Origin of the sequence: Micromonospora sp. DT15 (assembly GCF_049841475.1) — a bacterium.
GTDB lineage: Bacteria > Actinomycetota > Actinomycetes > Mycobacteriales > Micromonosporaceae > Micromonospora.
Window position 1 is genome coordinate 184,365 of record NZ_JBNCKJ010000002.1, and the last position, 24,901, is coordinate 209,265.

Here is a 24,901-nt window from a genome sequence, read left to right on the forward strand (position 1 = left end):
CTGTTGACGGTCAGCGGCCGAGGACGAGGTAGCCGAGGCCGAGGACACCCCGGTAACCGCCGACGTACTCGCGCAACCGGTCGTCGAGCTCCGCGCGGACCTCGGCCGCACGGGGATCCTCCGGGTACGCCAGCAGCCACTCCTGCCGCCCGGCGAGCCAGGTGGACTCGAAGTCGTCCCACTCCCGCTGATCGGCGGTGCTCAGGTGCAGCAACCGCCAGCCCCGCTGGTGGGCGGCCTCGACCAGCCCGGGCAGGGTCGGAACCTCCGGGCCGAAGACCTCGGCGATCTCCGCCGTGGGGGACCGCTCCCAGTACGCGTCGCCGAACAGCAGCCGCCCACCGGGTCGGACCACGGCGGCGAGGGCGTCGAGGGCGGCCTCGGTGCCGCCGAAGGCGTGTGCCGAGCCGATGCAGAGGACCCGGTCGGCCGGCTCCTGCCAGGTCGCCGCTTCCCCCCTCACGAAGGCGACGTGCCGGTTCAGCGACCGCCCCGCGGCCAGCCGCCGCCCTCGGTCGAGCGCTGCCTCATCGGTGTCGACGCCGACGCCGCGGGTCGGAACCGGGCCGGAGACACCACCGGCGGCGACCGCCCGCAGCAGCAGCTCACCCCAGCCGCAGCCGAGGTCGAGCACACGCGCGCCGGGCCGGACGTCGAGCCGTTCCAGCAGCAACGCGGCGTGCTCCGGCGAGAGTGGAGTGTTCCAACGCATCCGCGCGTAGCGGCTGGCGGCGAGGTGGTCGGTTGACTGCATCCGTTGAGGGTGTCAAAGCGTGCGCCGGGTCCGGCACCGGGGCGTACGGCAGGATCGGTGGGGTGGACGCGCAAAGACCGGGGCCGGCGCGGCGGCCGACCCCGCAGGAGGTGGCTGCGGCGGCCGGCCGGGGTCTGCCGGACATCATCGGCCCCGGGCTGCGCGTGCTGTTCTGCGGCTTCAACCCGGGCCTCTACTCGGCCGCCGTGGGGGAGCCGTTCGCCCGCCGGGGCAGCCGATTCTGGCCGGCCCTGCACGGGGCGGGCTTCACCGACCGCCAGCTGCACTCATGGGAACGCGACGAGCTGCTGCGGCAGGGCCTGGGCATCACCAGCCTGAGCAACCGGGCCACCGCCCGCGCCGCCGAGCTGACCTCGGAGGAACTGGTGGCCGGGGTGACCGGGCTGGCGGTGAAGGCCGAGCGCTACCGGCCGCGCTGGGTGGCGATTCTCGGGGTGAGCGCGTACCGGATCGCCTTCGCCCGACCGAAGGCCGGGCTTGGCCCGCGACCGGAGCGGCTGGGGCCGGCCCAGGTCTGGGTGCTGCCGAACCCCAGCGGCCTGAACGCGCACTTCCCGCTGCCGGCGTTGACCGCCGAGTTCGCCAGGCTGCGGCGGGCCCTCGACCCCTAGCCGGCCGTGGCGAGCAGCCCCTGGTAGTACTGCTGCATCGCCGGGTGGTAGTCGTCGAACTCGGGGCGGGGCGAACCGTCCCGGGAGGCGACCAGCATGTCGAGGTAGTACTCCCAACCGGCACCCACCTCGGCGATGCCCTCCACGCTGCTCAGGTGCTGCACGAACCGCAGCTCGGTGGTGCCGTCGGTCTCGGTCAGTGTCAGCTCCAGCAGCCAGCTGCCGTAGTCGTCGACCATCGACACGGCGAGGCGCTGCCGCGGTTCGCACGCGTCGATGCGCATTTCGCACCAGGGCTGCTGTTCCTCGTACGCCATCTGGACCCGGATGGTCCGGCCGGGGCCGGCGTCGCCCTCCCACGGGCCGAACCAGCGGGCCGTACGCTCGGGCTCGGTCAGGCTGGCCCAGACGTCCGCTGCCGGAGCGCGGAAGGTTCGGGTGAGGACGAGATCGTGGCCGGTGTCGGTGTGAAACAGGCGTCCGGCGGGTGTGCGGGTCATGCCGTGTGCTCCCTTCGGTGCTCCGCCGGGCCGCGGCCGCGGCGCTCTCGGCGGGTGCGATAGACCTCGGTCTCCAACGCGTCGAGGTGCCGGCCCCACCGGTCGCTGGCCGCGAGCGCGGCGAGCCAGTCGGCCAGCGGGCCGAGCGGGCGCGGATCGAGTCGGTAGATCCTCTGTCGGCCGACCATCTCGTCGTGCACCAGACCGCTCTCGCGCAGTAGCCGCAGGTGGCGGCTGATCGCGGGTCGGCTGATCACGAATCGCTGGGCGATGTCACCAGCGGACAACGGCTCGTCGCGCAGCAGGGTCAGGATGTGCCGTCGTACCGGGTCCGCGATCGCGGTGGCCACCTCGTCCACCCCGGAAGCGTAACCTATGGGTTACGGGTTGGCGTGGTGAAGCCCACTGACCGCCGCATGTCGCCGCGTCGATGGTGGGCACATGATCACTTGACCTGGCACTCTTTATGGCATGGCCGCCCTCCTTCGCTCCCGCCTGACCGACTGGACGTTCGTCGTACCTGTGCTCGCCGTCCTGATATTGATGGTCACCTGGGGGCGGAGCCTGCCTGGCCCCGTCATCGTGGTTGTCGCGGTGCTGCTGGGCGGCGCGGTGCTCGCGGCGGTGCACCACGCCGAGGTGGTCGCCCACCGGGTGGGAGAGCCGTACGGGTCCCTCGTGCTCGCCGTCGCGGTCACCGTGATCGAGGTGGCCCTGATCGTCACGCTCATGATCAGCGGGCCGGAGAAGACCCAGTCACTCGCCCGGGACACCGTCTTCGCCGCCGTCATGATCACGTGTAACGGAATACTGGGTCTGTCCCTGCTACTCGGGGCGCTGCGCCGCCGCGTCGCGGTGTTCAACCCGGAGGGCACCGGCGGAGCCCTGGCCACCGTGATCACCCTGGCCACCCTGAGCCTGGTCATCCCCAGCTTCACCACGGCCCGCCCAGGCCCGGAGTTCAGCCCGGCCCAACTCGTCTTCGCCGCCGTCGCGTCGCTGGCCCTGTACGGGCTGTTCGTGCTCGTGCAGACCGGCCGGCACCGCGACTACTTCCTGCCGGTCGACAGCCGGGGCAAGGTCATCGAGACGGAGGAGCACGCCAAGCCGCCCACGACCCGCGCGGCGTTGGTCAGCCTGGTCCTGCTGCTGGTGGCGCTGGTCGCGGTGGTCGGCGACGCCAAGACGGTCTCCCCGACCATCGAGGCCGGGGTCGCGGCGGCGAACCTGCCACACGCGTTCGTCGGCGTGATAATCGCGCTGCTCGTGCTGCTGCCGGAGACCCTGGCCGCCGCCCGCGCCGCCCGCCGAGACCGGGTCCAGACCAGCCTGAACCTCGCGCTCGGCTCCGCGATGGCCAGCATCGGCCTGACCATCCCGGCCATCGCGATCGCCTCGATCTGGTTGGACGGCCCGCTGCTGCTCGGCCTCGGCGGCACCCAGCTCACGCTGCTCGCGCTCACCGCCGTGACCGCCGTCCTCACTGTGGTGCCCGGCCGGGCCAACGTGTTGCAGGGCGGCGTACACCTGGTGCTGATGGCCGCCTTCGTCTTCCTGGCCGCCAGCCCGTGACCCGCACGGCCCGCCGGCTCAGCCCGTGACCCGCACGGCCCGCCGGCTCGTTTCGTGACCCGCACGGCCCGCCGGCTCGTTTCGTGACCCGCACGGCCCGTGCGGGTCAGCCGGCGGGCGGTGGGTCGCCCGCGAGGCGCTCCGCGCGGGCGTTCAGGTAGCGCTGCTGCGCCAGGTTCGTCGAGCGCGCCGCCGCCATCCGGTACGCCTCCCGCGCGGCGACCCGCTCACCCTCCAGCTCCCACAGGTGGGCGCGAGCGGCCGGCAGTCGAGGGTCGTCGGCGAGACGGGGGTCGTCGGCCAGGTCGGCGAGCAGCGCCAAGCCGGCCGGCGCGCCCCGGCTCATGGCCACCGCCACCGCGTGGTTGAGCGCCACCACCGGGTTGTCGGACATCCCGAGAAGCACCTCGTACAGCGCGGTGATCTGCGCCCAGTCGGTGGCCGCCGCGCTGGGCGCCTCGTCGTGCACGGCCGCGATGGCCGCCTGGAGCTGGTACGCCCCGACCACCCCGCGCGGCAGTGCCCCGGTGATCAGCTCGACCCCTTCGGCGATCTGGTCGGCCCGCCACCGGGAGCGGTCCTGCTCGGCCATCGGCACCAGCTCACCGTGCGGGCCGATCCGCGCCGGCGCGCGGGCGTCGGTGAGCAGCATCAACGCGAGCAGCCCGGTGACCTCGGGGTCCTCGGGCACCAGCCGGCGCACCAGCCGGGTCAGCCGGATCGCCTCGGCGGTCAGGTCGGCGCGTAGCAGACCGGGCCCGGCGGTGCGGGCGTACCCCTCCGTGAAGATCAGGTAGAGCACGTGCAGCACGGCGGCGAGCCGGTCGGCGCGCTCCGGGCCGGTGGGCGGCGCGAACCGCAGCCCACTGTCACGGATCCGCTGCTTACCCCGACTGATCCGCCGGGTCATCGTCGCCTCCGGGACCAGGAACGCGCGCGCCACCTCGGCGGTGCTGAGCCCGCCCACCGCCCGCAGGGTGAGCGCGATCTGCGACGCCGCCGACAGCGCCGGGTGGCAGCACAGGAACAACAGGATGAGCGTGTCGTCGGCGTCCGCCTGCGGACGGTCGGCGGCGGGGGCGCTCCACTGCTCCGGCAGCACCCACCGGGCCACCGTGTCCTCCCGTCGCATCCGGGCCTGTTCGCGACGCAGCAGGTCGGTCAGCCGGCGGGACGCCACGGTGATCAGCCAGCCACGCGGATTCTCCGGTACGCCGTCGCGCGGCCAACCGTGCGCGGCGGCGATCAACGCCTCCTGCACCGCGTCCTCGGCCGTGTCGAAGTGCCCGTAGCGGCGGACCAGCGCGCCGAGGACCTGCGGCGCCAGCTCGCGCAGCAGGCCCTCGGCGGGAGTCTCCGGCACCGGGTCAGCCGGCCAGGTCCTCGACACCGTCGAGCACCGGGCGCACATCCACGTACCCGCCGGGGGCGTCCGGGTCGACCAGGCCGGCGGCGATCTCGGTGGCCCGGTCGAAGCTGGCGCACTCCACGATGGTGTAACCGGCGAGGACCTCCTGCGTCTCCGGGTACGGGCCGTCGGTGACCACTGGTGCCCCCTCGCGCACCTGCACCCGGCGGGCGTGCACCGGCTCGCTCAGGCCTCGGGCGTCGACCAACTCCCCGGACTCGGCCAGCGCCTGGTGGAAGGTCTCCATGTGCTGGTGCATCTTCGCGATCTGCTCGGCCGACATCGCCGGCCGGTCCGAAGCCCGCCCCGACAGCACGTCGTAGTCCTGCTGCGACCCGTAGAGCAAAATCATGTACTTCACGATCTCTCCCCTCCTCCGCGAGGCACCACCGCGGCCCCCACCGAAACGTCGAACCCAACCCCCGCCCTCCGGACACACCACCCCAACCCGAATCGGTGATCATGAAGTTAGCGTCACGACACGCCGAGCGGGTTGACGCAAACTCCATGATCACCGGGGTTCGGGGGTGGTGGGCGGGGCTTAGGTTGGCGGCATGACTGTGGTGTGGGTGGTGGTGGGGGGTTTCGTCGTCGCGGCCGGGGTGGCGTACGGCGTTGTGGCTCGGCGGGGGCGAGCGGACGCCGGGGACGATCCGGCGGCTGGGCGGGAGGCCCGGAGTCGCCAGCACAGGTACGAGGCCGAGCGGCACGGTGACCAGGGTGACACCTGGCATCGCGGTCGGGAGTCGAGCGGTTGAGCGACGCTGCTGGCCGTACGAGCGGCGGAGCCGGTCGTTGATCAGGTAGTTGAGGCGGTGGCGTAGGTGCCCGAGGGTGCTCTCGCTTGGTAGGTCGCCGTCGGTGGTGAGCGTCCAGCGCAGCGCGCAGTCCCCGCCGGGCTGCCCGGCCGTCAGGTCGAAGCGGATCCGGTCCAACGGTCGGTGCGGCCACAGCGACGACCACACGAGCAGCACGGGCGCGTAGCCGGCCACCACCCGGGGCGGCACCTCGTCGCGCAACTGCCGAGCAAACCCGCCGCCCTGTGCCACGTAAACCCGATGCCCCTGCCCGCGCAAACCCGCCGCCCCCGGCGCCGCCAGAACAGCACCGAACTGATCGGCGTGAACCCGTCCGTCCCCACCCTGCGTAGAACCGGTGATGGGCGTGGCGGTCGTATCGTCGGGGTACATCGCAGCGCGAGCACCGATGTCTGGGGAGGCACAGTGGGGGCACGGTTCGGACGCGACGCGCGGGGCCCGGTGGCGGGTCTGCTGATCGCCGCCCTGGTCTCCCTCGCCTGCGCGGGCGGTGGGCTGGCCGAGCCGGAGGCCGAGCGCCCCGGGGCGAACCCGCCGGCAGCGTCACCGGGACCGGGCACCACCCGGGCCGACAGCACCACCAGCGTCGCCGAGTTCGAGCAGGACGTCGCCGACGCGCAGGCGATCGCCGAGCGGTACTGGGCGGCCCAGTTCAAGGAATCCGGGCAGCAGTTCCGACCGATCCGGCGGATCATCCCGTACCAGCGTGACGGCGAGGTGTCCTGCGGCGGACAGGCGTTGCCCCGTAACAACGCCGTCTACTGCTCGCAGGGCGACTTCATCGCGTACGACGTCGCCTGGTCGGTGGCGGCGTTCCGCGAGGTCGGTGACGCGTTCGTGTTCTACCTGCTCGGGCACGAGTACGCGCACGCCATCCAGGTGCGGCTGGGCATCAACTACAGCTTCACCATCCAGCAGGAGTTGCAGGCCGACTGCATGGCCGGGGCGTACCTCGGCGACTCGGTGCGCTCGGGGACCCTGACCCTCGCCGAGGGTGACCTGGACGAGTTCCGGGAGGGGGTGGCGGCGGTCGGCGACGACCCGGACCAGCCGTGGTTCGCGGAAGGGGCGCACGGCACCGCCGAGCAGCGCACCGACAGGTTCTTCCGGGGTTACGAGGGTTCCCTGAAGGAGTGCGACCTGGGCTGAACGGGGTTGCCCGGATCACCCTGACGCCCGTTGCCGCCACCGGCCCCTGCGGCTGCTGGCAGGATCGCCGGTGTCGGTCACGACCCTGGAGGTTCCGCTGAGCAGCCATCACCCCGCCGCTGTGCTCTTCGACATGGACGGCACGTTGGTCGACAGCGAGAAGCTGTGGGACGTCGCGTTGCAGGAACTCGCGAAGGAGTACGGCGGGGAACTCTCCGTCGACGCCCGCCAGTCGATCATCGGCACCGCCATGGCCGAGTCGATGCGCATCCTGCATGACGACCTGGGGCAGCCCGAACGGGATCCGGAGATCAGCGCGGCGTGGATCAACGCCCGGATCCTGGAGCTGTTCCGCACCGGTCTGCGCTGGCAGCCGGGCGCGTTCGACCTGTTGGGAGCGGTCCGCGCGGCGGGAATCCCCACCGCGCTGGTTACCTCCAGCCCCCGGGCCCTCGTCGAGATCGCCCTGGACACCCTCGGTCGGGACAACTTCGACACGGTGGTCGCCGGCGACGAGGTGGTGGCGGCCAAGCCGCACCCCGAGCCGTACCTGACCGCCGCCCGGCTGTTGGGTGTGCCGATCGAGCGGTGCGTGGCGATCGAGGACTCACCGACGGGGGTGGCCAGCGCGCTCGCCTCGGGCGCGGCGGTCCTGGCCGTACCGGCGGAGGTGGCGTTGCCGAGCACTGTCGGCGTACACCAGGTGGAGAGCCTAACCGGCGTGGACCTGGCGCTGCTCGCGGCGCTGTTGACCGATCGGGCCGCTGCCTGAACAAAAAAGGGAGGCCCTGCTGACGCGCTCGCGTCAGCAGGGCCTCCCTTTTTGTCCGATCAGTCGTGGGCGATGGCGCCCAGGACGTTGATCCGGGCCGCCCGGACGGCCGGGAGCACCGCGGCCACCACGCCGATGATGGCGGCCAGGCCGAGGAAGACACCCATCTGCCCCCAGGGCAGGATCAGGTCGGTGATGCCCTCGTCCTTGAGGGCCTCGACCACAGCGGCGCCGAGGCCGGTGCCCACCACCACGCCGAGCAGCGCGCCGAACACCGAGATCACCACCGCCTCCACGGTGATCATGCCCATGGTCTGGGACCGGCGGAGGCCGATCGCCCGCAGCAGACCCAGCTCGCGGGTCCGCTCCAGCACCGACAGGGCCAGGGTGTTGATGATGCCGAGCACGGCGATCACGATGGCCAGCGCGAGGAGGATCTGGATCATCGTGAGCAGCCCGTCGAGCGAGCTGGTCTGCTGCTCGATGAACGCGTCCCGGTCGGCCACCGACACCTCGGGGCTGTCCGCGAGCAACGCCTCCACCTGCGGCTGGACGTCGGACACCCGGGTGCCCGGGTCCAGTTGAATGAAGCCCTGGATGGGCTGCGGGATGGCGAAGTCCTTCGCCGCGGTCGCCGGCAGCGTCACCGGGTTGGTCAGCTGCGACGACTCGTAGATGCCGCTGATCGTGTAGGTGCGTGCCTCGCCCCGGGTCAGTTGCACGTTGACCGTCGAGCCCACCGACCAGCCACGGGACGTGGCCGTGTCCGAGCTGGCGAGCATCTGGGTCGGCCCGAGCCGGTCGATGTCACCGGCGGTCGGCTTCGCGCCGAAGATCTGCCGCAGCGACGCGATGTCGCTGCTCGCCGCGACCCAGGTGCTCTCACCGTCGATCCGCCCCATGTCGCCGTACTCGCCGTCGACCAACCGCACACCGGGCAGGGCCTTGGCCTGGTCCAGCACACCCGGGTCGAAGGTCGGCGGACGCGGGCCGCCCTGCTGACCGGCGATCACCAGCTCGGCCTTGATGGTGTCCTGGGCGAGCGCGCTGATGCTGCCCTTGGCCGAGTCGAGGATCACCGTGACGCCGGTGACCAACGCGATGCCGACCATCAGCGCGGCGGCGGTGATCGCCGTACGACGTGGGTTGCGCCCGGAGTTGAGCCGGCCCAGCTTGCCCGGCACCGACCAGGAGAAGATCACGCCCAGCAGGCTCACCACCGGCCGGCTGATCAACGGGGTCAGCAGCGCCACCCCGATGAAGGCGAACAGCACGCCACCGAGGATGGTCGACAGCGTCTGACCGCCGGCGTTGCCGCTGAGCCCGAGGAACAGCAGCACCGCGCCGATGCCGGTGACCAGCGACCCGGCCACCGTGACCTTGGTCAACGGCCGGTCCGGGGTGGCCACGTCCTGCATGGCCGCGATCGGCGGGATCCGGGACGCCCGCAGCGCCGGCAGCAACGCCGCCACCACGGTGATCACCAGACCGACGGCGAACGAACCGATCACCGCGGCCGCCGGCACGCCGATTCCGGCCAGGGTGAGCCCACCGGCGAGCTTGCCGAACAGGAACGCCAGCAGCGCGCCCACCCCGATGCCGGCGGCGAGGCCGAGTACCGACGCGATCAACCCCACCGCGATGGCCTCCAGCACCACCGAACCGATGATCTGCCGGCCGCTGGCCCCGATGGCGCGCATGAGCGCCAACTCCCGGGTCCGCTGCGCCACGATGATCGAGAAGGTGTTGAGGATCAGGAAGGTGCCCACCAGCAGCGCCACCGCGGCGAAGCCGAGCAGGATCTTGTTGAAGAAGGACAGCCCCTCCTTCAGACTGGCCGAGGCGTCCGCTGCCACCTGCTCGCCGGTCTTCACCTCGAAGTCCGCGCCCAGGGTGCGGGCCACGTCGTCGCGAAGCTTCTCGTCCGAGACCCCAGCGGCGGCCTGCACGGTGATGCTGCTGAACACGTCCGGCTCGCCCAGCATCAGCCGCTGCGCCACCGGCGTGGTGAAGAAGACCTCGTTGACCCCGCCGATCGAGTCCCGGTCACCGCTGTAACCGAAGACGCCGACCAGTGTGAATTCCCGCTTCTTCGACTCGAACGCGGTCAGCACACCGACCTTCTGGCCGACCTGCACCTTCGCTGCCGTGGCCAACGCCTTGTTGATGACGATCTCGTCCTCGGCCTGCGGCGCGCGCCCCTCACGCAGCTTCAGCAGATCGCTCTCGCCGGTCCAGTTCTCGCCCAACTGCGGCGGGCCGAACGAGGTGACGACCTTGCCGTTGCTGCCGATCACCCGGGCGCCGTCGGCGTTGACCACACCGGTCGCCGAGGCCGCCCCCGGCACCTGCTTCACCCGGTCCACCAGGGCGGCCGGCAGCGGGGCGGCGGTCTGCTCGCCCTCCAGCTCATTGACCTGTACCTTCGGCTTCGCCGCGACGTTCACGTCGATCTCGGAGAAGCCGTCGGCGAAGACCGAGTCGAAGGAGCGACCCAGCGTGTCGGTGAGCACGAACGCGCCGGAGACGAACATCACCCCGAGCACCACCGCCAGGCCGGACAGGATCAGCCGGACCTTACGGGCCAGCAGACTCTTCAGCGTCGCGCGGAACATCAGTTGCCCACCTCGGCCGGAGTGTCCAGCTTCTTCATGGTGTCCAGCACCGTCTCGGCGGTCGGCTCGATCAGCTCCGAGACGATCTCACCGTCGGCGAGGAAGACCACCCGGTCGGCGTACGCGGCGGCCGTCGGGTCGTGGGTGACCATCACGATGGTCTGGCCGTGCTCCCGGACCGAGTTCCGCAGGAAGTTGAGCACCTCCGCGCCGGAGCGCGAGTCCAGGTTGCCGGTCGGCTCGTCCGCGAAGATCACCTCGGGGCGGGAGACCAGCGCCCGCGCGCACGCCACCCGCTGCTGCTGCCCACCGGAGAGCTGCGCCGGCCGGTGGTCCAGCCGGTCCTTCAGCCCCACCGTCTCAATCACCGTGTCGTACCAGGCCGGGTCCGGCTTGCGTCCGGCGATCGACAGCGGCAGCAGGATGTTCTCCTTGGCGGTCAGCGTCGGCAGCAGGTTGAACTGCTGGAAGATGAAGCCCACCTTGTCGCGCCGCAGCTTCGTCAGCCCCGCGTCGCCCAGCCCGGTGACGGTCGTCTCACCGATCGACACCGTCCCCCGGGTCACCGAGTCCAGACCGGCCAGGCAGTGCATCAGCGTCGACTTACCGGAACCCGACGGGCCCATGATCGCGGTGAAGCGACCACGTTCGAACTCCGCGCTGACCCCCCGCAGCGCGATGACCTGAGCCTCGCCGCTGCCGTACACCTTCCACACGTCGTTCGCCCGGGCCGCGGCCTGCGCCTGCTGGCCTACCGTCGCGGTCACGTCATCTACCTCTTCCGTCTGTCCGAAAATGCACGCCGCCCCCCGATGGTCCGGCGCGACTGTTCAATCATCGGTGCCGAATACGCCCGCCCCGTCCGACCCTGGGGGGACCCGGAGCGGATTTCCCGCTGCGGGTGCACCCCCATATCGCATCAGGGTTGCCCCTGAGTCGACGGCCGGTCGACCGTTTTTCCACACAGCGGCGGCAGCACCGACACTTGCACCTGACGCCACAGGAGGGTCAACCGAACCGGGCCGTCTCCGGTCACGGTAGGTGACGACCGCAACGCCGGCCGTCCCCCCACGGAGGGATCTTCGAGTACGCCGGGTGAGGTACTTCAGCCGGAGCGACTACGCCCGGGGGCGGACCAGCCCCGACTCGTACGCCAGCACCACCGCCTGCACCCGGTCGCGCAGCCGCAGCTTGGTCAGTACATGCCCGACGTGCGTCTTGATGGTGGTCTCGCTCACCGACAGGACCGTCGCGATCTCGGCGTTGGACAACCCTCGGGCGACCTGCACGAGCACCTCGCGCTCCCGGTCGGTGAGCGCGTTGAGCGCCGCCGCCGGGGTCGCCGCCGGGTCGGGCAGCAGGTCGGCGAAGCGGTCCAGCAGTCGCCGCAGGATCCGAGGTGACACCACCGCGTCCCCGCCGGCGACAGTGCGGATCGCCGCGATCAGATCCTCGGCCGGCACGTCCTTGGCCAGGAACCCGCTGGCGCCGGCCCGCAACGCGCCCACCACGTACTCGTCCAGGTCGAAGGTGGTGAGGACCAGCACCCGTACCGGCAGCCGGGCGTCGACGATGGCCCGGGTCGCCGCCACCCCGTCCATCCGGGGCATCCGGATGTCCATCAGTACGACGTCGGGCAGCAGCCGGCGGGACAACTCCACCGCCTCCACGCCGTCACCGGCCTCCGCCACCACGTCCAGGTCGCTCTCGGCGCCCAGCACCATCCGGAACCCGGTCCGCAGCAGCGGCTGGTCGTCGGCGAGCAGGATCCGCACCGGCCGCGCCGAGGGCGCCTGATCGCTCATCTGGTCTCCCGTCCCGCCGACGTCGTGGCGCGCACCGGTCATCCTCGCGCACCGGAGCCGGTGCGTCGCGGATCACCGTAGAGGCCAGCCGGTAGTCCTGTCCCGACCGCAGCGGCACCGCTGCTGTCGGGTCTTCGGCGTGCGGCAGGCGATCCCGGCGGCCGGAATCGCCGCACCGGGCGTACGCGTCGCTCAGGAGGCCGTCACTCGTCGGCACCCGGCGCGACCGGAGTGGCCGCCCGGGAGTCGCGCAGCGGGTCGGCGCCCGCCGCCGCGACCGGGAACGGCGGCGGAGTGCCGCCGAAGCTGGGACAGAGCGCCTGGTGGCTGCACCAGTCGCAGAGCCGGCTCGGCCGGGGCCGGAAATCCTGCCGGGCGGTGGCCTGCTCGATCGCCCGCCACAGCGCCACCACTGTGCGTTCGAAGCGGACCAGCTCGTCGGCGTCCGGGGTGTAGTCCAACACCTCGGCGTCGCGCAGGTAGAGCAGGCGCAGCACCCGGGGCACCACCCCCCGGGTGCGCCACAGCACCAGGGCGTAGAACTTCAGCTGGAACAGCGCCCGCGCCTCGAACGCCTCCCGCGGCGCACCCCCGGTCTTGTAGTCGACCACCCGCAGCGCGCCGTCCGGAGCGACGTCGAGCCGGTCGAGGTAACCCCGGATCAGCAGCTCCTCGTCGACGACCGCGGAGATCAGGGCCTCGCGTTCGGCCGGCTCCAGTCGGGTCGGGTCCTCCACCGCGAAGTAACCCTGCAACAGCCCGGCGGCGGAGCGGAGGAACTCCACCGGGCCGGCCGGCTCCGCGCCGTCGAAGATCCCGGCCAGCTCGGGCTGCTCGGTGACCAGTCGGTCCCACTGGGGGGCCACCAGGTCGCCGGCCGCCTCCGGTGTGCGGCCGGTGGCCGGCAGGTCGAACAGGCGCTCCAGCACCGCGTGCACCAACGTGCCCCGGGCCTGCTCGATGGTGGTGCGCTCGGGCAGCCGGTCGATGCTGCGGAACCGGTAGAGCAGCGGGCAGGTCTTGAAATCCGCCGCCCGCGACGGGGACAGCGAGGCCCGCACCGTCGGCGGCGCCTGCGCCGCGGGGGAGGGCTGGGGGGTGGTGACCGATTCCGCCGTCATGTCGGCAAAGGTTAGGGCACCGGTGTGACACCGCCCGCCGCCCGCCCCGCCCAGCGACGGTCCGTAGCATCGTGGCGATGGAGCAGACAACCAGGCCGCCGCGCCGACCGGACCGACGACTCGGCCTGAGCGTCGGCAAGGTGTTCGGGGTGCCGCTGTACCTCAACGGCTCCATGGTCCTGCTCGCGGTGCTCATCGCTGTGCTGTACGGCGAGTTCGCCCGCCGACAACTGGACCTGTCGCAGCTCAGCGGCTACCTGATCGGCTTCGGGTTCGTCGTGTCGCTGCTCGGCTCGGTGCTGCTGCACGAGCTGGGCCACGCCCTCACCGCCCGGCGGTACGGCATCGGTGTGCGCGGGATCACCCTGGAGCTGCTCGGCGGTTACACCGAGATGGACCGCGACGCCCCGTCGCCCCGCGTCGACCTGCTGGTCTCGTTGGCCGGCCCGGCGGTCTCCGCTGTGCTCGGCGTCCTGGCGGTCGCCGCCACGCTCGCCCTGCCCGAGGGGACCGTGGCGCACCAGCTCGCCTTCCAGCTCGCGGTCAGCAACGTCATCGTGGCCCTGTTCAACAGCCTGCCCGGGCTTCCGCTCGACGGCGGCCGGGCGCTGCGCGCCGCGGTGTGGGGGCTGACCCGCGACCGGCACCTCGGCACCGAGGTCGCCGGGTGGGCCGGCCGGATCGTCGCCGTCGGCACCGCGGCCCTGGTGGTGCTGCTCACCGTCGAGCGGCGGCTGGCGCCGCTGGCGCTGCCGCTGATGCTCCTGGTCGCCGTCACCCTCTGGCGTGGCGCCGGGCAGTCGATCCGGGCCGCCCGGGTCAGCCGCCGGTTCCCGCTCATCGACCTCGCCCGGCTGGCCCGTCCGGTCTGGCCGGTGTCCACCGGTACGCCACTGGCCGAGGCCCAGCGCCGCCGCGCCGAGAGCGGGCAGCCCGACGCCGCGCTGGTGGTCACCGACTCCACCGGTCGACCGGTGGCGCTGGTCGACCCGGCCGCCGCCGACGCGGTGCCGGTCGAGCGCCGACCGTGGTTGGCGGTCGACGCCGTCGCCCGGTCGCTGGGCACTCTTCCCACGTTGTCGCTCGGGTGGGACGGCGAGCGGGTGATGGAGGCCGTACAGACCTACCCGGGCGCACAGTACGTGGTGACGTCAGGCGAAGATGTCGTCGGCATTCTGCACATCGCGGACCTGGCACAGCTCCTTGAACCCAACCGGAAGATGACACCGTGACCGCAACTCCCTCCACCGTCGCCGCCGACCCCGCCAGCCCGGCGCTGACACCCGTGCACCGTGGGCCGTTCCGGCCCGGCGACCGGGTCCAGCTGACCGACCCCAAGGGGCGGATGCACACCGTGACGCTGGAGCCCGGCAAGGAGTTCCACACCCACCGCGGCATCCTGGCCCACGACGCGCTGATCGGGCTCCCCGACGGCAGCGTGGTGACCACCTCCGGTGGGGGCACCGCATTCCTGGCCCTGCGGCCGCTGCTGTCGGACTACGTGCTGTCCATGCCGCGCGGCGCCCAGGTGATCTACCCGAAGGACTCGGCGCAGATCGTGGCGATGGGCGACATCTTCCCCGGCGCGAAGGTCCTCGAGGCCGGCGCCGGCTCCGGCGCGCTGAGCTGCTCCCTGCTGCGAGCAGTCGGCACGGAGGGCGAGCTGCACTCGTTCGAGCTGCGCGACGACTTCGCCCAGATCGCCAAGCGCAACGTCGAGGCGTTCTTCAACGGGCCGCACCCCTCGTGGAACCTGCACGTCGGCGACGTCGCGCAGTGCCAGGAGACCGGCTTCGACCGGATCATCCTGGACATGTTGACCCCCTGGGAGACCCTCGACATGGTCGAGCGGGCGCTGGTGCCCGGTGGGGTGTTCATCGGCTACGTCGCCACCACACCGCAGCTGTCCGAGCTGGTGGAGGCGCTGCGCGAGCGCGGCGGCTGGACCGAGCCCCGGGCCTGGGAGTCCCTGGTGCGCGACTGGCACGCCGAGGGCCTCGCCGTCCGTCCGGACCACCGGATGATCGCGCACACCGCCTTCCTGGTGTCCGCCCGCAAGCTGGCCCCGGGGGTCACCGCGCCGCCGCGCCGCCGCAAGCCCAGCAAGGGCACCGAGGCGTACGCGCAGCGCCGTCAGGACCTGCGTGAGGCGGAGGCGGCCCGACAGGCCGCCGCCGCGCAGGCGGCGGGCGCGCAATCCAACGGTGCGGGGGAGATGGACAGGCCGTGACCATCGAGCTGGGTGTCGGCAGCGCCGAGCAGGGGGAGACGCTGGCATGAGCCGACCGGGCTACGGCGGTGGAGACCTCCCCGCGGTCTTTCCCGACTGGTCGCCCTACCAGGACCTGGAGTCGGCGGCGCGGGCCTACCTGCGCGACCCGGACGTCGCCCTGGAGGCGCTCGGCGGCGTGCTGCGCGGCGCGTCGGTGCTCGGCTTCACCCTGGAACGCTTCGTCAACGAGGTCAACGGGGTGTGGCAGGAGGTCGTGGTCTGCGACGGCAGCCGGCTCATCCTCTGGCACGGCGAGGACGTACCGCCGGAGGAGGGCCCTCCGGGCTCGATGACCTCGTCGCTGCGGGTGGTGCCGGTCTCCACCGTCACCGAGGTGGGCTGCCGGCGGCGACTCAACCGTGCCGAGAGCGGCGAGATCCGGGTCGACAGCATCGACGTCTACCTGCTGCTCACCTCGTTGGACGAGGCGCCGCCGAGTGAGGAGATGCCCGGCACGCCCCGGCACGACGCGTTGCGCTTCGGCAAGACCCTCGACGACGGCGGCGCCGGGCAGATCGCCCGGTTGGAGGAGTTCGCGCGGTTGGTCGCCTCGGTGGTCGGCCGTCCGATGCTCTGAGGCGTACCCCAGTTGTCCACCGGCCGGGCCGCGCGGCCCGGCCGGTGGGTCAGTCGTCCTCGGCGTCCGGGCCGGCGACCTCGACACCGTCGCCACGCACCACGTGGATGCAGTCGCCCGGGCACTCCTTCGCGGAGTCGATCACCTCGAGGCGCAGGTGCGCGGGGACGTCGACCCGGCTGCCCGGTGCCATCCGCAGCTCACCGTCGACGCCCTTGACGTAGGCCAGGCCGTCGATGTCGAACTCGAACACCTCCGGCGCGTACTGCACGCAGAGCCCGTCGCCCGTGCAGAGGTCCTGGTCGACCCAGACCTGCAATTCGTCGGTCGCGACCTCGGCCACCTGTGCACCCCCCATGTTCTCCCGTCCCACGCTCCGACGGTACCCGAACGCCGGTAACGGCCCGTCAGGCCACCCTTGGCGATCAAGGTTCGGTGACGAGGGTGTTGCGTGGGACCGAATCGGCCTCATAGCGGCTAGTGTTAGGGCAGAACGTTCAAGCCCCCCGGGGAGGTGGGACGTGGCAGCACGTAGCGACGACGCGGACTCGCGCGCCGCACGGTGGGAGAAGGAAGCCCACGATCTCTCCACGCAGGTCGCGTTCCTGCAAGAGGAACTCGCCCTGGTGCGGCGCAAGTTGACCGAAAGCCCCCGACACGTCCGGCAGCTCGAAGAGCGGCTGGCGGCCACCCAGGCACAGTTGGCGCGGCTGACCGAGAACAACGACCGGCTGGTGAGCACCCTCAAGGAAGCTCGCACGCAGATCGTGACGCTCAAGGAGGAGATCGACCGGCTCGCGCAACCGCCGAGCGGTTACGGAGTCTTCCTGGCCAAGCACGAGGACGGCACGGTGGACGTCTTCACCGGTGGCCGCAAACTACGGGTCGCGGTCTCGCCCTCGCTCGATGTGGGTGACCTGCGGCGCGGCCAGGAGGTCCTGCTCAACGACGCGCTCAACATCGTCGACGCGTTCGGTTACGAGCGGGTTGGCGAAGTGGTGATGCTCAAGGAGATCCTGGAGGGACCGAACGGCGGGCCGGGCGACCGGGCGCTGGTGGTCTCCCACTCCGACGAGGAGCGCATCGTGCACCTCGCCGAGACGCTCATCGGCTCGGCGATCCGGGCCGGCGACTCGCTCATGATCGAGCCCCGTTCGGCGTACGCGTACGAGCGGATCCCGAAGAGCGAGGTCGAGGAGCTGGTCCTGGAGGAGGTGCCCGACGTCGACTACGGCGACATCGGTGGCCTTCAGTCGCAGATCGAGCAGATCCGCGACGCGGTGGAGTTGCCGTTCCTGCACGCGGACCTGTTCCGTGAGCACCAGCTCCGCCCACCCAAGGGCATCCTGCTCTACGGCCCACCCGGCTGTGGCAAGACGCTCATCGCCAAGGCGGTGGCCAACTCGCTGGCCAAGAAGATCGCCGAGCGGCAGGGCAAGGAAAAGCACACCAGCTTCTTCCTCAACATCAAAGGCCCGGAGCTGCTCAACAAGTACGTCGGTGAGACCGAGCGGCACATCCGGCTGATCTTCCAGCGCGCCCGGGAGAAGGCCGGCGAGGGCACGCCGGTGATCGTGTTCTTCGACGAGATGGACTCGATCTTCCGAACCCGTGGCTCCGGTGTCTCCTCGGACGTGGAGAACACCATCGTTCCGCAGCTGCTCAGCGAGATCGACGGCGTGGAGGGGCTGGAGAACGTCATCGTCATCGGCGCCTCCAACCGGGAAGACATGATCGACCCGGCGATCCTGCGCCCCGGTCGCCTCGACGTGAAGATCAAGATCGAGCGACCGGACGCCGAGGCGGCCAAGGACATCTTCTCCAAGTACATCCTCTCCGGGCTGCCCCTGCACCCGGACGACCTGGCCGAACACGGCACCGACCCCCAGGCCACCGTCGCGGCGATGATCGACGCCGTGGTGCTGCGGATGTACTCAGAAACCGAGGAGAACCGATTCCTCGAGGTCACCTACGCCAACGGTGACAAGGAAGTCCTCTACTTCAAGGACTTCAACTCCGGCGCGATGATCCAGAACATCGTCGACCGGAGCAAGAAGATGGCCATCAAGGAGTTCCTCACCTCGGGTCGCAAGGGGCTGCGCCTTCAGCACCTGCTCGACGCCTGCGTCGACGAGTTCCGCGAGAACGAAGACCTCCCCAACACCACCAACCCCGACGACTGGGCGCGCATCTCCGGCAAGAAGGGCGAGCGGATCGTCTACATCCGCACGCTCGTCTCCGGCGGCAAGGGCGCCGAGGCCGGCCGGTCCATCGAGACCGCCAGCAACACCGGCCAGTACCTCTGACCCCAGCAGCGAGGGTGCCCACCATTCGGTGGGCACCCTCGCTGCGGGTATTCCAGGGCGTCGGTCAGGCAGCGAAGATCCACCGCTTCGACACCACGTAGTTCGCCGCCGACAGCGACGCCGTCACCAACAGCTTCGCCAGCAGGTACGGCGTGCCCGCCCAGGTCAACGCGGACACCAGCACCACGTTGGCGGTCAGGTTCGCGAGGACCAGCGCGAAGTAGCGCCCCACCTGCGGCACCATCTGGGCGGACGAGCCGAACGACCACGCCCGGTTCAGCCCGAAGTTGACCCAGAACGAGGTCAGGAACGACATCCCGGCCGCAACCGGCAGGACGATCCGGAGAACTCCGTGGTACACGAAGAGTGATCCCGTGTCCACGGCGACGCTCAGACCCCCGACGACCAGAAACCGCACAGCGCTGTGTCGGGACAGGTGGCGGACGGACTCGGCAACAGGTGACAGCAAAGAGTTCTCCAAGGGGGGACCCGGAGCGGTGAGGACGACGAGGGAGTCTATCGTCTGTCCATCTACCCAGCGGGGCCTGCCCGCGCGAGCCGCGAGGTTGACGTGCCTGATCCCGGAAGAGCGACGTTGCCGGCCACCAGCGGAAGCCCGGCGGTCACCATCAGCACAGGCCGACGACACTGGGCCCTCGCCTTCGCCGCTTTTTTCCTGATCATCTTCGCCTGGTCGATGGCCGCCCCGTATGACGGCACCCCGGACGAGCGGGAGCACATCGTCCGAGCGGCCGGCGTCGCCGCCGGGCAGATCGCGCCACCGCCCGCCGACGCGAAGAAGGGCACCGGCGCCTTCCAGACCGTTCCCGGTGGTCTCGTCCGCGAGCAGTGCTGGCAGTTCAAGAAGGAAGTCTCGGCGGCCTGCGCCCAGCCCCCCAGCAGCGACGACACACCGACCCGCGCCGGCACCGGGGCCGGTCGTTACTTCCCCGCCTACTACGCCCTCGTCGGCGCACCCACCGTGCTCTGGCCCGGCTGGTCCGGCGTCCTGCTCGCCCGCATGATCAGCGCCCTGTGCTCCGCCGCGCTGCTCGCCTGCGCGTACGTCGTGATCCGCAACCGGTCCCGCCGCGGCCTCATGATGGGCGCCCTGCTCGTCGTCACCACCCCGATGGCCGTGCACATGGCCAGCGCGGTCAACCCGAACGGCCTGGAGATCGCCGCCGGCATCGCCTTCTTCAGCGCGGTCATCCCCCTGCTCCTCGGTCCACCCGGCCCACGGCGTGGCCTCATCGTCCTCGTCGGGATCAGCGCGCTGCTCCTCGCTGTGCTGCGCCAGACCGGCCCGCTGTGGCTGGCGACCGCGTTCATCGCGTTCGCCTTCCCGCTGCGCCGCGGCAACCTCCTCGGCCTACTGCGGGACCGGGCCGCGCAGCTCTGGGCTGGTGGCATCGTCCTGTCCACTCTCGCCGTGCTCGCCTGGTCCGTCCGCCAGCAGACCTCCGACCTCGGCAACTACTCCGCCGACCGGCTCACCTACGGGCAGGCGGCCCTGCGTGAGGCCGACCGGTGGCGGGGATACCTCGACCAGATCGTCGGGGTCACCTCCTGGCTGGACACCCGGATGCCCGCCCCGCCCTACCTGATCTGGCAGCTCGTCGCCGGAGCGCTGCTGCTCATCGGGGTCGTCTGGGGCAGCACGCTCGACCGGTGGCGCCTGCTCGTGCTGCTCGGCGGCGGCGTGGCCGTCCCCTCCCTCATGCAGATCGCCCTGGTCAACGAGAGCGGCTTCGTCACCCAGGGCCGCTACATGCTGCCCATGCTGGTCGGCGTTCTGCTCTACGCCGCGTGGATCGCCGAACAACGCGGCTTCGAGGTCGCCCGGGCCCGCTCGTTCACCCGACTCGCCGTCCTGCTCCTCCTGCCGATCCAGCTGTTCTGCCTGGCGTACACGATGGTCCGCTGGCAGAACGGCCTGCCCGCCAACATCGGGCTGAGCAGCCTCAACCCCCTCGCCGGCGACTGGCACCCGGTGGTCGGCTCGGTGATCCCGCTGCTGAGCGCCAGCGTCGGCCTGGTGCTGTTCGGTTGGCTCGTCTGGACCACCGGCTCCGCCGCGACCGACGACCTGACGCCGCCCCCTGGGCATTCCGACACCGAATCCGGCGAACTGTCGCGGCCCGCCGGCACTCACCTACAGAGTGCAGGTGCTCAGGGCGGACTACGCTCGACCTGACGGTGGACCGGGTCGGGCGAGCGAAGCGGGTAGGTCGATGAGCGTAAGACGGATCATGGGCACCGAGGTCGAGTACGGCATCTCAGTGCCCGGGCAGGCCGGAGCCAACCCGATGGTCACCTCATCGCAGGTGGTCAACGCCTACGGGGCACGCCCGGAACTCAACCGGGGCGGCCGGGCCCGGTGGGACTACGAGGAAGAGTCGCCGCTGCGCGACGCCCGCGGCTTCACCTACTCCGGTGCCGCGTACGACCCCGCCGAGGCCCTCGCGGACGAAGACCTCGGCCTGGCCAACGTGATACTCACCAACGGCGCACGGCTCTACGTGGACCACGCGCACCCCGAATACTCCACCCCCGAGGTCACCACCCCCAGGGACATCGTGCGCTGGGACAAGGCCGGCGAGCGGGTGATGGCCGAGGCTTCCCGCCGTGCCGCCACCATCCCGGGCACCCAGCCGATCCACCTCTACAAGAACAACACCGACAACAAGGGCGCCAGCTACGGTGCCCACGAGAACTACCTGATGCGCCGGCAGACGCCGTTCGCCGACATCGTGGCGTACCTGACGCCGTTCTTCGTCACCCGGCAGATCGTCTGCGGCGCCGGCCGGGTCGGCATCGGCCAGGACGGCGGCCAGAGCGGTTTCCAGATCTCCCAGCGTGCCGACTTCTTCGAGGTCGAGGTCGGCCTGGAGACCACCCTCAAGCGGCCGATCATCAACACCCGGGACGAGCCGCACGCCGACGCCGACAAGTACCGCCGGCTGCACGTCATCATCGGCGACGCCAACCTCTCCGAGATCTCCACCTACCTCAAGGTCGGCACCACCGCGCTGATCCTCACCATGATCGAGGAAAAGGCCCTCGGCGCAGACCTCGGCATCGCCGACCCGGTCAGCGAACTGCGCGCCGTCAGCCACGACCCCGCCCTGACGCACCGCATGCGACTGCGCGACGGCCGCCGGCTCACCGCCCTCGACCTGCAATGGGCGTACCTGGAGCGGGTCCGGTCCTTTGTCGACGACCGGTACGGCACCGACGCCGACGAGCAGACCATCGACGTGCTCGACCGCTGGGAGAGCGTCCTGGACCGGCTCGGCCGGGACCCGATGCTCTGCGCCGACGAGTTGGACTGGGTGGCCAAGCTGCGACTGCTGGAGGGCTACCGGGAGCGGGAGAAGCTCGGTTGGGGCTCGCACAAGCTCCAGCTCGTCGACCTCCAATATTCCGACGTCCGGCCGGAGAAGGGCCTCTACCACCGCCTGGTCAGCCGGGGGGCGATGAAGACGCTGCTCACCGACGACGAGACGCGCAGCGCGATGACCGAGCCACCGGAGGACACCAGGGCCTACTTCCGCGGTCGCTGCCTCGCCCAGTACGCCTCCGAGGTGGTCGCCGCGAGCTGGGACTCGGTGATTTTCGACGTGGGCCGGGAGTCGTTGGTCCGGGTGCCGATGATGGAACCCGAGCGGGGCACCCGCGCCCACGTTGGGGCGTTGTTCGATCGCTGCGCCAGCGCCAAGGACCTGTTGGAGACGTTGACCGGGGGCTGAGATCCGGTGCCTCCGCCGGGAATCGCTCTGTGGCATGCTAGGCCGTCCCCCGATCCGTCGACCCACACGGTGATGCGATGCTCCCCTCAGCCCGGCAGGTTGGCCTGCGTGCGATGACCGTTGTACCGCTGTCGAACGCGTACGCCGGGCGTGCCAACAGCTTCGGCTTCCTGCGGCTCTGCTTCGCCGTCGCGGTCGTCCTCGCGCACACCGCGGTGATCGGGTACGCCCGACCGTTGACCGAGGTCGTCGACGTGGCCGGTCTGGGGGTGGCCGGCTTCTTCGGCATCTCTGGCTTCCTCATCACCCGCAGCGCCCGGAGGGCCAGCCTGCCCCGCTACCTGTGGCACCGCGCCCTGCGGATCTGGCCGGGCCTCTGGGTGTGTCTGCTGTTCATCGGCTTCGTGGTGGCCCCGATCGTCTGGTACGCCGATCGCGGCAACCTGGACGGCCTGTGGCGACACCCGGCCGGCGTGGTCAACTTCCTGCAGGCGAACTGGTGGGGTGGCTACCGCCAACAGGGGATCATGGACGTCTTCCGGGACACGCCGTACGGCGACCTGGTGCGTAAGAGCGTTCTCGACGGCTCACTCTGGACGCTCAGTTACGAGATCTTCTGCTACCTGATCGTGGCGTCGCTGGCCGTGGTGGCGGTGCTGCGTCGGGCCCGCTGGCTGGTGCTCGCGGCCGCCGTTCTCGTCTTCGGTCTGCTGCTGTGGAACCAGTACGAGGCGCTGCGCTTCGGCGGATCGACATACTTCACCAGCGGCTCCGTCGGCACGTTGCCGCTGCTCGGCACACTCAGCAAGATCTGGTTCCTGCGGTTCGGCTTCATGTTCCTGGTGGGCGCCGTGGCGGACCTCTACAGCGACAAGCTGCCCATCAGCGACGTCCTGGGCGTGCTCGCCATCGTGGTGACGGGCTGGCAGACCCTGGAGGGCCACCTGTTCGGCCCGGCGTTGCTCGCCTACGAGTACGCCATCCTCTACCTCGCGGTCCGGTTGCCACGGCTGCTGCACCGCGTGGGCCAGAAGAACGACTACTCGTACGGCATCTACATCTACTCCTTCGTCGTGCAGCAGATGCTGGCCTGGCTGGGGGCGGCTGCCTGGGGGTTCGTCGGCTACTTCGCGGTGGTCATGGTCTTCACCGTCGTCCTGGCGTTCCTGTCCTGGCATCTGGTGGAGAAGCAGGCGTTGCGGTTCAAGGACTGGACACCCCGCCTGCGGCGCGGGGCACCTCCGGCGGAGGCGTCGGGGGAGGAGCAGCGTAAGCCGGAGCGGGTCCCGGTGCCGGTGCCGGGCCCGGCACCGGCAGATGCCTCGTCTCCTCGGAGCTGACCGCTGCACGGCAATTGAAGGCCCCCGACCCGAACACGGCGGACGTGAGGGCTTTCTGTCGTCTGCACGGGGTAGATTTCTTCTCAGACGATCGTGGAGGAGACAGCCATGGCCACTCATGACAGCGGCGGCCAGTCGCAGTCCGGCAAGTCCCGTCAGGGCGAGGAAATCGAGGACGTCACCACCGAGGCCAACCCCGAGGTGGCCGAGCGGCACGCCGAGATCACCGAGGACGTCGACGACCTTCTCGACGAGATCGACTCCGTCCTCGAAGAGAACGCAGAAGAATTTGTGAGGGGATACGTGCAAAAAGGCGGCCAGTAGGGCATAAGGGCGCAAAGCGGACAGCCCCGTCCTCTGGATGACCGGGATGGCCACCGCCGCTGCCGCGATTGCGGCGAGTGGCTGCCCCACCTGCGGCGCCGGTACGGCGTGGGTGAGAAAGAGTTTCAGGAGCTCCTGGCCGAGCAGGGCGGGGTCTGCGCGATCTGCGGCGGCGCCGACCCGCAACATCTGGACCACCATCATCGCACCGGATGGGTGCGCGGGATACTCTGCTTCAACTGCAACGGTGGTCTTGGCCAGTTCCGTGACAGTCCCATGAGGCTGGCCAGGGCGATCACGTACCTGAGAGGAACCACGTGGCAGCGGGCTTTGATCCATCCGGGCGTCTTCCAGATGTGTTCACCAACGCGGGGACGTCCTCCTTCACGACGTTTCTGAGTCGGGTGGCCCCCGAGATGTTGCCCGGTCGGCGACCGCTGCCGCCGGGCATGGCCGCCGACCTGGCGCCCCACGCGACCACCATCGTCGCCATCGCGGCGGCCGAGGGTGTGGTGATGGCGGGCGACCGACGGGCCACCATGGGCAATTTGATCGCGCAGCGCGACATCGAGAAGGTGCACCCCGCCGACGCGTACTCGCTGGTCGGCATCGCGGGCACCGCCGGTATCGGCATCGAGCTGATGCGACTGTTCCAGGTGGAGCTGGAGCACTACGAGAAGATCGAGGGCGCGATGCTCTCGTTGGACGGTAAGGCTAACCGGTTGGCCTCGATGATCCGGGGCAATCTGGGGGCGGCCATGCAGGGGTTGGCAGTGGTGCCGCTCTTCGCCGGGTTCGACCTGGCCGCCTCCGACCCGGCGCGAGCCGGTCGGATCTTCAGCTTCGACGTGACCGGTGGCCCGTACGAGGAGACCGGCTACGACGCGATCGGGTCCGGGTCGCTGTTCGCGAAGTCCGCGTTGAAGAAGCGGTTCCGGGCCGGGTTGTCCGTCGAGGACGCGACGCGGCTGGCGGTCGAGGCGCTCTACGACGCCGCCGACGACGACACCGCGACCGGTGGGCCGGATCTGACCCGCCGGATCTACCCCGTGGTGATGACCGCGACCGCCGAGGGCACCCGCCGGTTGACCGACCCCGAGACGGCGGCGATCGCCGAGGGCGTGGTTGCCGGCCGGATGGAGAACCCGGGCGGTTGAGACCCGCACCTCACCAGTCAGCAGTCG

Annotated in this window: 26 protein-coding genes; 15 read left to right on the forward strand and 11 right to left on the reverse strand. The window is 70.7% G+C overall.

Going from position 1 to position 24,901, the window contains the following annotated elements:
* Window positions 1–10: 10 nt before the first annotated feature.
* Window positions 11–754, reverse strand: coding sequence for an SAM-dependent methyltransferase (locus tag ACLQ3F_RS04945; RefSeq protein ID WP_357200413.1), 744 nt, complete (start codon window positions 752–754; stop codon window positions 11–13).
* Between the two features lie 62 nt (window positions 755–816).
* Between ACLQ3F_RS04945 and mug the strand changes: the two genes are divergently transcribed.
* The gene (gene mug, locus ACLQ3F_RS04950) at window positions 817–1,386 is read left to right on the forward strand and encodes a G/U mismatch-specific DNA glycosylase (RefSeq protein ID WP_425846535.1); all 570 of its coding nucleotides are present in this window, start codon (window positions 817–819) and stop codon (window positions 1,384–1,386) included.
* Here the strand turns inward: mug and ACLQ3F_RS04955 are convergent.
* Both ACLQ3F_RS04955 and ACLQ3F_RS04960 read right to left on the reverse strand, forming a co-directional pair.
* Complete coding sequence (locus ACLQ3F_RS04955) at window positions 1,383–1,886, reverse strand: SRPBCC family protein (RefSeq protein WP_425846538.1); 504 nt, start codon at window positions 1,884–1,886, stop codon at window positions 1,383–1,385. The genes mug and ACLQ3F_RS04955 overlap by 4 nt on opposite strands.
* Window positions 1,883–2,245, reverse strand: a complete 363-nt coding sequence (locus ACLQ3F_RS04960; protein ID WP_425846541.1) for a metalloregulator ArsR/SmtB family transcription factor — start codon at window positions 2,243–2,245, stop codon at window positions 1,883–1,885. The genes ACLQ3F_RS04955 and ACLQ3F_RS04960 overlap by 4 nt, the downstream gene beginning before the upstream one ends.
* A gap of 112 nt (window positions 2,246–2,357) precedes the next feature.
* Here ACLQ3F_RS04960 and ACLQ3F_RS04965 point away from each other — a divergent pair, with 112 nt between their 5' ends.
* Window positions 2,358–3,458, forward strand: coding sequence for a calcium:proton antiporter (locus ACLQ3F_RS04965; RefSeq protein ID WP_357200401.1), 1,101 nt, complete (start codon window positions 2,358–2,360; stop codon window positions 3,456–3,458).
* A gap of 106 nt (window positions 3,459–3,564) precedes the next feature.
* On the opposite strand, the gene ACLQ3F_RS04970 is transcribed toward ACLQ3F_RS04965, so the two are convergent.
* Entirely contained in the window at window positions 3,565–4,821 is a 1,257-nt protein-coding gene (locus ACLQ3F_RS04970; RefSeq protein WP_425846544.1) for an RNA polymerase sigma factor, read from the reverse strand.
* 4 nt (window positions 4,822–4,825) lie between these two features.
* Entirely contained in the window at window positions 4,826–5,218 is a 393-nt protein-coding gene (locus ACLQ3F_RS04975) for a YciI family protein (RefSeq protein ID WP_425847378.1), read from the reverse strand.
* Window positions 5,219–5,420: 202 nt separating this feature from the next.
* Between ACLQ3F_RS04975 and ACLQ3F_RS04980 the strand changes: the two genes are divergently transcribed.
* The 3 genes from ACLQ3F_RS04980 (at window position 5,421) to ACLQ3F_RS04990 (ending at window position 7,605) form a co-directional block, all read left to right on the forward strand.
* Entirely contained in the window at window positions 5,421–5,624 is a 204-nt protein-coding gene (locus ACLQ3F_RS04980; RefSeq protein WP_425846546.1) for a hypothetical protein, read from the forward strand.
* Window positions 5,625–6,089: 465 nt separating this feature from the next.
* A complete protein-coding gene (locus ACLQ3F_RS04985; protein ID WP_425846549.1) occupies window positions 6,090–6,833 on the forward strand; it encodes a neutral zinc metallopeptidase in 744 nt (247 codons plus the stop codon).
* Between the two features lie 121 nt (window positions 6,834–6,954).
* Window positions 6,955–7,605 carry an HAD family hydrolase gene (locus ACLQ3F_RS04990; protein WP_425847379.1) on the forward strand — a complete coding sequence of 217 codons (651 nt, stop codon included), beginning with the start codon at window positions 6,955–6,957 and terminating at the stop codon, window positions 7,603–7,605.
* 59 nt (window positions 7,606–7,664) lie between these two features.
* Here the strand turns inward: ACLQ3F_RS04990 and ACLQ3F_RS04995 are convergent, their stop codons facing one another.
* The 4 genes from ACLQ3F_RS04995 to ACLQ3F_RS05010 form a co-directional block, all read right to left on the reverse strand.
* Entirely contained in the window at window positions 7,665–10,220 is a 2,556-nt protein-coding gene (locus tag ACLQ3F_RS04995; RefSeq protein WP_425846552.1) for an ABC transporter permease, read from the reverse strand.
* The gene (locus tag ACLQ3F_RS05000; RefSeq protein WP_030332873.1) at window positions 10,220–10,987 is read right to left on the reverse strand and encodes an ABC transporter ATP-binding protein; all 768 of its coding nucleotides are present in this window, start codon (window positions 10,985–10,987) and stop codon (window positions 10,220–10,222) included. The genes ACLQ3F_RS04995 and ACLQ3F_RS05000 overlap by 1 nt, the downstream gene beginning before the upstream one ends.
* 351 nt (window positions 10,988–11,338) lie before the next feature.
* On the reverse strand, window positions 11,339–12,025 hold the full coding sequence (locus ACLQ3F_RS05005; protein WP_357208011.1) for a response regulator transcription factor: 687 nt from the start codon (window positions 12,023–12,025) through the stop codon (window positions 11,339–11,341).
* Between the two features lie 203 nt (window positions 12,026–12,228).
* Window positions 12,229–13,146 (reverse strand): RecB family exonuclease, encoded by a 918-nt coding sequence (locus ACLQ3F_RS05010; RefSeq protein ID WP_357208014.1) that lies wholly within the window; start codon window positions 13,144–13,146, stop codon window positions 12,229–12,231.
* A gap of 140 nt (window positions 13,147–13,286) precedes the next feature.
* Here ACLQ3F_RS05010 and ACLQ3F_RS05015 point away from each other — a divergent pair, with 140 nt between their 5' ends.
* Genes ACLQ3F_RS05015 through ACLQ3F_RS05025 form a run of 3 tightly spaced genes read left to right on the forward strand, consistent with a single transcriptional unit; the run spans window position 13,287 to window position 15,995 of the window.
* Complete coding sequence (locus tag ACLQ3F_RS05015; protein WP_425847380.1) at window positions 13,287–14,378, forward strand: site-2 protease family protein; 1,092 nt, start codon at window positions 13,287–13,289, stop codon at window positions 14,376–14,378.
* The gene (locus ACLQ3F_RS05020; RefSeq protein WP_425846557.1) at window positions 14,375–15,376 is read left to right on the forward strand and encodes a tRNA (adenine-N1)-methyltransferase; all 1,002 of its coding nucleotides are present in this window, start codon (window positions 14,375–14,377) and stop codon (window positions 15,374–15,376) included. The genes ACLQ3F_RS05015 and ACLQ3F_RS05020 overlap by 4 nt, the downstream gene beginning before the upstream one ends.
* A 46-nt stretch (window positions 15,377–15,422) precedes the next feature.
* Entirely contained in the window at window positions 15,423–15,995 is a 573-nt protein-coding gene (locus tag ACLQ3F_RS05025; RefSeq protein ID WP_355007941.1) for a hypothetical protein, read from the forward strand.
* Window positions 15,996–16,044: 49 nt separating this feature from the next.
* Here ACLQ3F_RS05025 and ACLQ3F_RS05030 read toward each other — a convergent pair whose 3' ends face one another.
* Complete coding sequence (locus ACLQ3F_RS05030) at window positions 16,045–16,338, reverse strand: ferredoxin (protein WP_266242041.1); 294 nt, start codon at window positions 16,336–16,338, stop codon at window positions 16,045–16,047.
* Window positions 16,339–16,516: 178 nt separating this feature from the next.
* Here ACLQ3F_RS05030 and arc point away from each other — a divergent pair, with 178 nt between their 5' ends.
* Window positions 16,517–18,301 carry a proteasome ATPase gene (gene arc / locus ACLQ3F_RS05035; protein ID WP_030332887.1) on the forward strand — a complete coding sequence of 595 codons (1,785 nt, stop codon included), beginning with the start codon at window positions 16,517–16,519 and terminating at the stop codon, window positions 18,299–18,301.
* Between the two features lie 64 nt (window positions 18,302–18,365).
* Here the strand turns inward: arc and ACLQ3F_RS05040 are convergent, their stop codons facing one another.
* Window positions 18,366–18,770, reverse strand: coding sequence for a GtrA family protein (locus ACLQ3F_RS05040; protein WP_355007942.1), 405 nt, complete (start codon window positions 18,768–18,770; stop codon window positions 18,366–18,368).
* 102 nt (window positions 18,771–18,872) lie between these two features.
* Here ACLQ3F_RS05040 and ACLQ3F_RS05045 point away from each other — a divergent pair, with 102 nt between their 5' ends.
* The 6 genes from ACLQ3F_RS05045 to prcB all read left to right on the forward strand — a co-directional run bounded on the left by ACLQ3F_RS05045 (window position 18,873) and on the right by prcB (window position 24,874).
* The gene (locus ACLQ3F_RS05045) at window positions 18,873–20,498 is read left to right on the forward strand and encodes a DUF2142 domain-containing protein (RefSeq protein WP_425846562.1); all 1,626 of its coding nucleotides are present in this window, start codon (window positions 18,873–18,875) and stop codon (window positions 20,496–20,498) included.
* A 37-nt stretch (window positions 20,499–20,535) separates the two neighbouring features.
* Window positions 20,536–22,053 carry a depupylase/deamidase Dop gene (dop, locus tag ACLQ3F_RS05050; RefSeq protein WP_112726389.1) on the forward strand — a complete coding sequence of 506 codons (1,518 nt, stop codon included), beginning with the start codon at window positions 20,536–20,538 and terminating at the stop codon, window positions 22,051–22,053.
* Window positions 22,054–22,166: 113 nt separating this feature from the next.
* A complete protein-coding gene (locus tag ACLQ3F_RS05055) occupies window positions 22,167–23,393 on the forward strand; it encodes an acyltransferase family protein (protein WP_425846565.1) in 1,227 nt (408 codons plus the stop codon).
* 108 nt (window positions 23,394–23,501) lie between these two features.
* Window positions 23,502–23,717 carry a ubiquitin-like protein Pup gene (locus ACLQ3F_RS05060; protein WP_030332902.1) on the forward strand — a complete coding sequence of 72 codons (216 nt, stop codon included), beginning with the start codon at window positions 23,502–23,504 and terminating at the stop codon, window positions 23,715–23,717.
* 108 nt (window positions 23,718–23,825) lie between these two features.
* Window positions 23,826–24,116: an endonuclease VII domain-containing protein gene (locus ACLQ3F_RS05065; RefSeq protein WP_425846568.1), complete on the forward strand. Its 291-nt coding sequence runs from the start codon at window positions 23,826–23,828 to the stop codon at window positions 24,114–24,116.
* Window positions 24,035–24,874, forward strand: coding sequence for a proteasome subunit beta (gene prcB, locus ACLQ3F_RS05070; protein ID WP_355007948.1), 840 nt, complete (start codon window positions 24,035–24,037; stop codon window positions 24,872–24,874). Before ACLQ3F_RS05065 ends, prcB begins: the two co-directional genes overlap by 82 nt.
* Window positions 24,875–24,901: the final 27 nt, after the last annotated feature.

Bases quoted from the DNA above. Each gene is read 5' to 3' on its own strand.
- ACLQ3F_RS05060 (WP_030332902.1), top strand. From the start codon at position 23,502: ATGGCCACTCATGACAGCGGCGGCCAGTCGCAGTCCGGCAAGTCCCGT.
- ACLQ3F_RS05025 (WP_355007941.1), top strand. From the start codon at position 15,423: ATGAGCCGACCGGGCTACGGCGGTGGAGACCTCCCCGCGGTCTTTCCC.
- ACLQ3F_RS04995 (WP_425846552.1), bottom strand. From the start codon at position 10,220: ATGTTCCGCGCGACGCTGAAGAGTCTGCTGGCCCGTAAGGTCCGGCTG.
- ACLQ3F_RS04975 (WP_425847378.1), bottom strand. From the start codon at position 5,218: ATGATTTTGCTCTACGGGTCGCAGCAGGACTACGACGTGCTGTCGGGG.
- ACLQ3F_RS04945 (WP_357200413.1), bottom strand. From the start codon at position 754: ATGCAGTCAACCGACCACCTCGCCGCCAGCCGCTACGCGCGGATGCGT.
- ACLQ3F_RS05055 (WP_425846565.1), top strand. From the start codon at position 22,167: ATGACCGTTGTACCGCTGTCGAACGCGTACGCCGGGCGTGCCAACAGC.
- ACLQ3F_RS04980 (WP_425846546.1), top strand. From the start codon at position 5,421: ATGACTGTGGTGTGGGTGGTGGTGGGGGGTTTCGTCGTCGCGGCCGGG.
- ACLQ3F_RS04965 (WP_357200401.1), top strand. From the start codon at position 2,358: ATGGCCGCCCTCCTTCGCTCCCGCCTGACCGACTGGACGTTCGTCGTA.
- ACLQ3F_RS04955 (WP_425846538.1), bottom strand. From the start codon at position 1,886: ATGACCCGCACACCCGCCGGACGCCTGTTTCACACCGACACCGGCCAC.
- ACLQ3F_RS05005 (WP_357208011.1), bottom strand. From the start codon at position 12,025: ATGAGCGATCAGGCGCCCTCGGCGCGGCCGGTGCGGATCCTGCTCGCC.
- dop (WP_112726389.1), top strand. From the start codon at position 20,536: ATGAGCGTAAGACGGATCATGGGCACCGAGGTCGAGTACGGCATCTCA.
- ACLQ3F_RS05010 (WP_357208014.1), bottom strand. From the start codon at position 13,146: ATGACGGCGGAATCGGTCACCACCCCCCAGCCCTCCCCCGCGGCGCAG.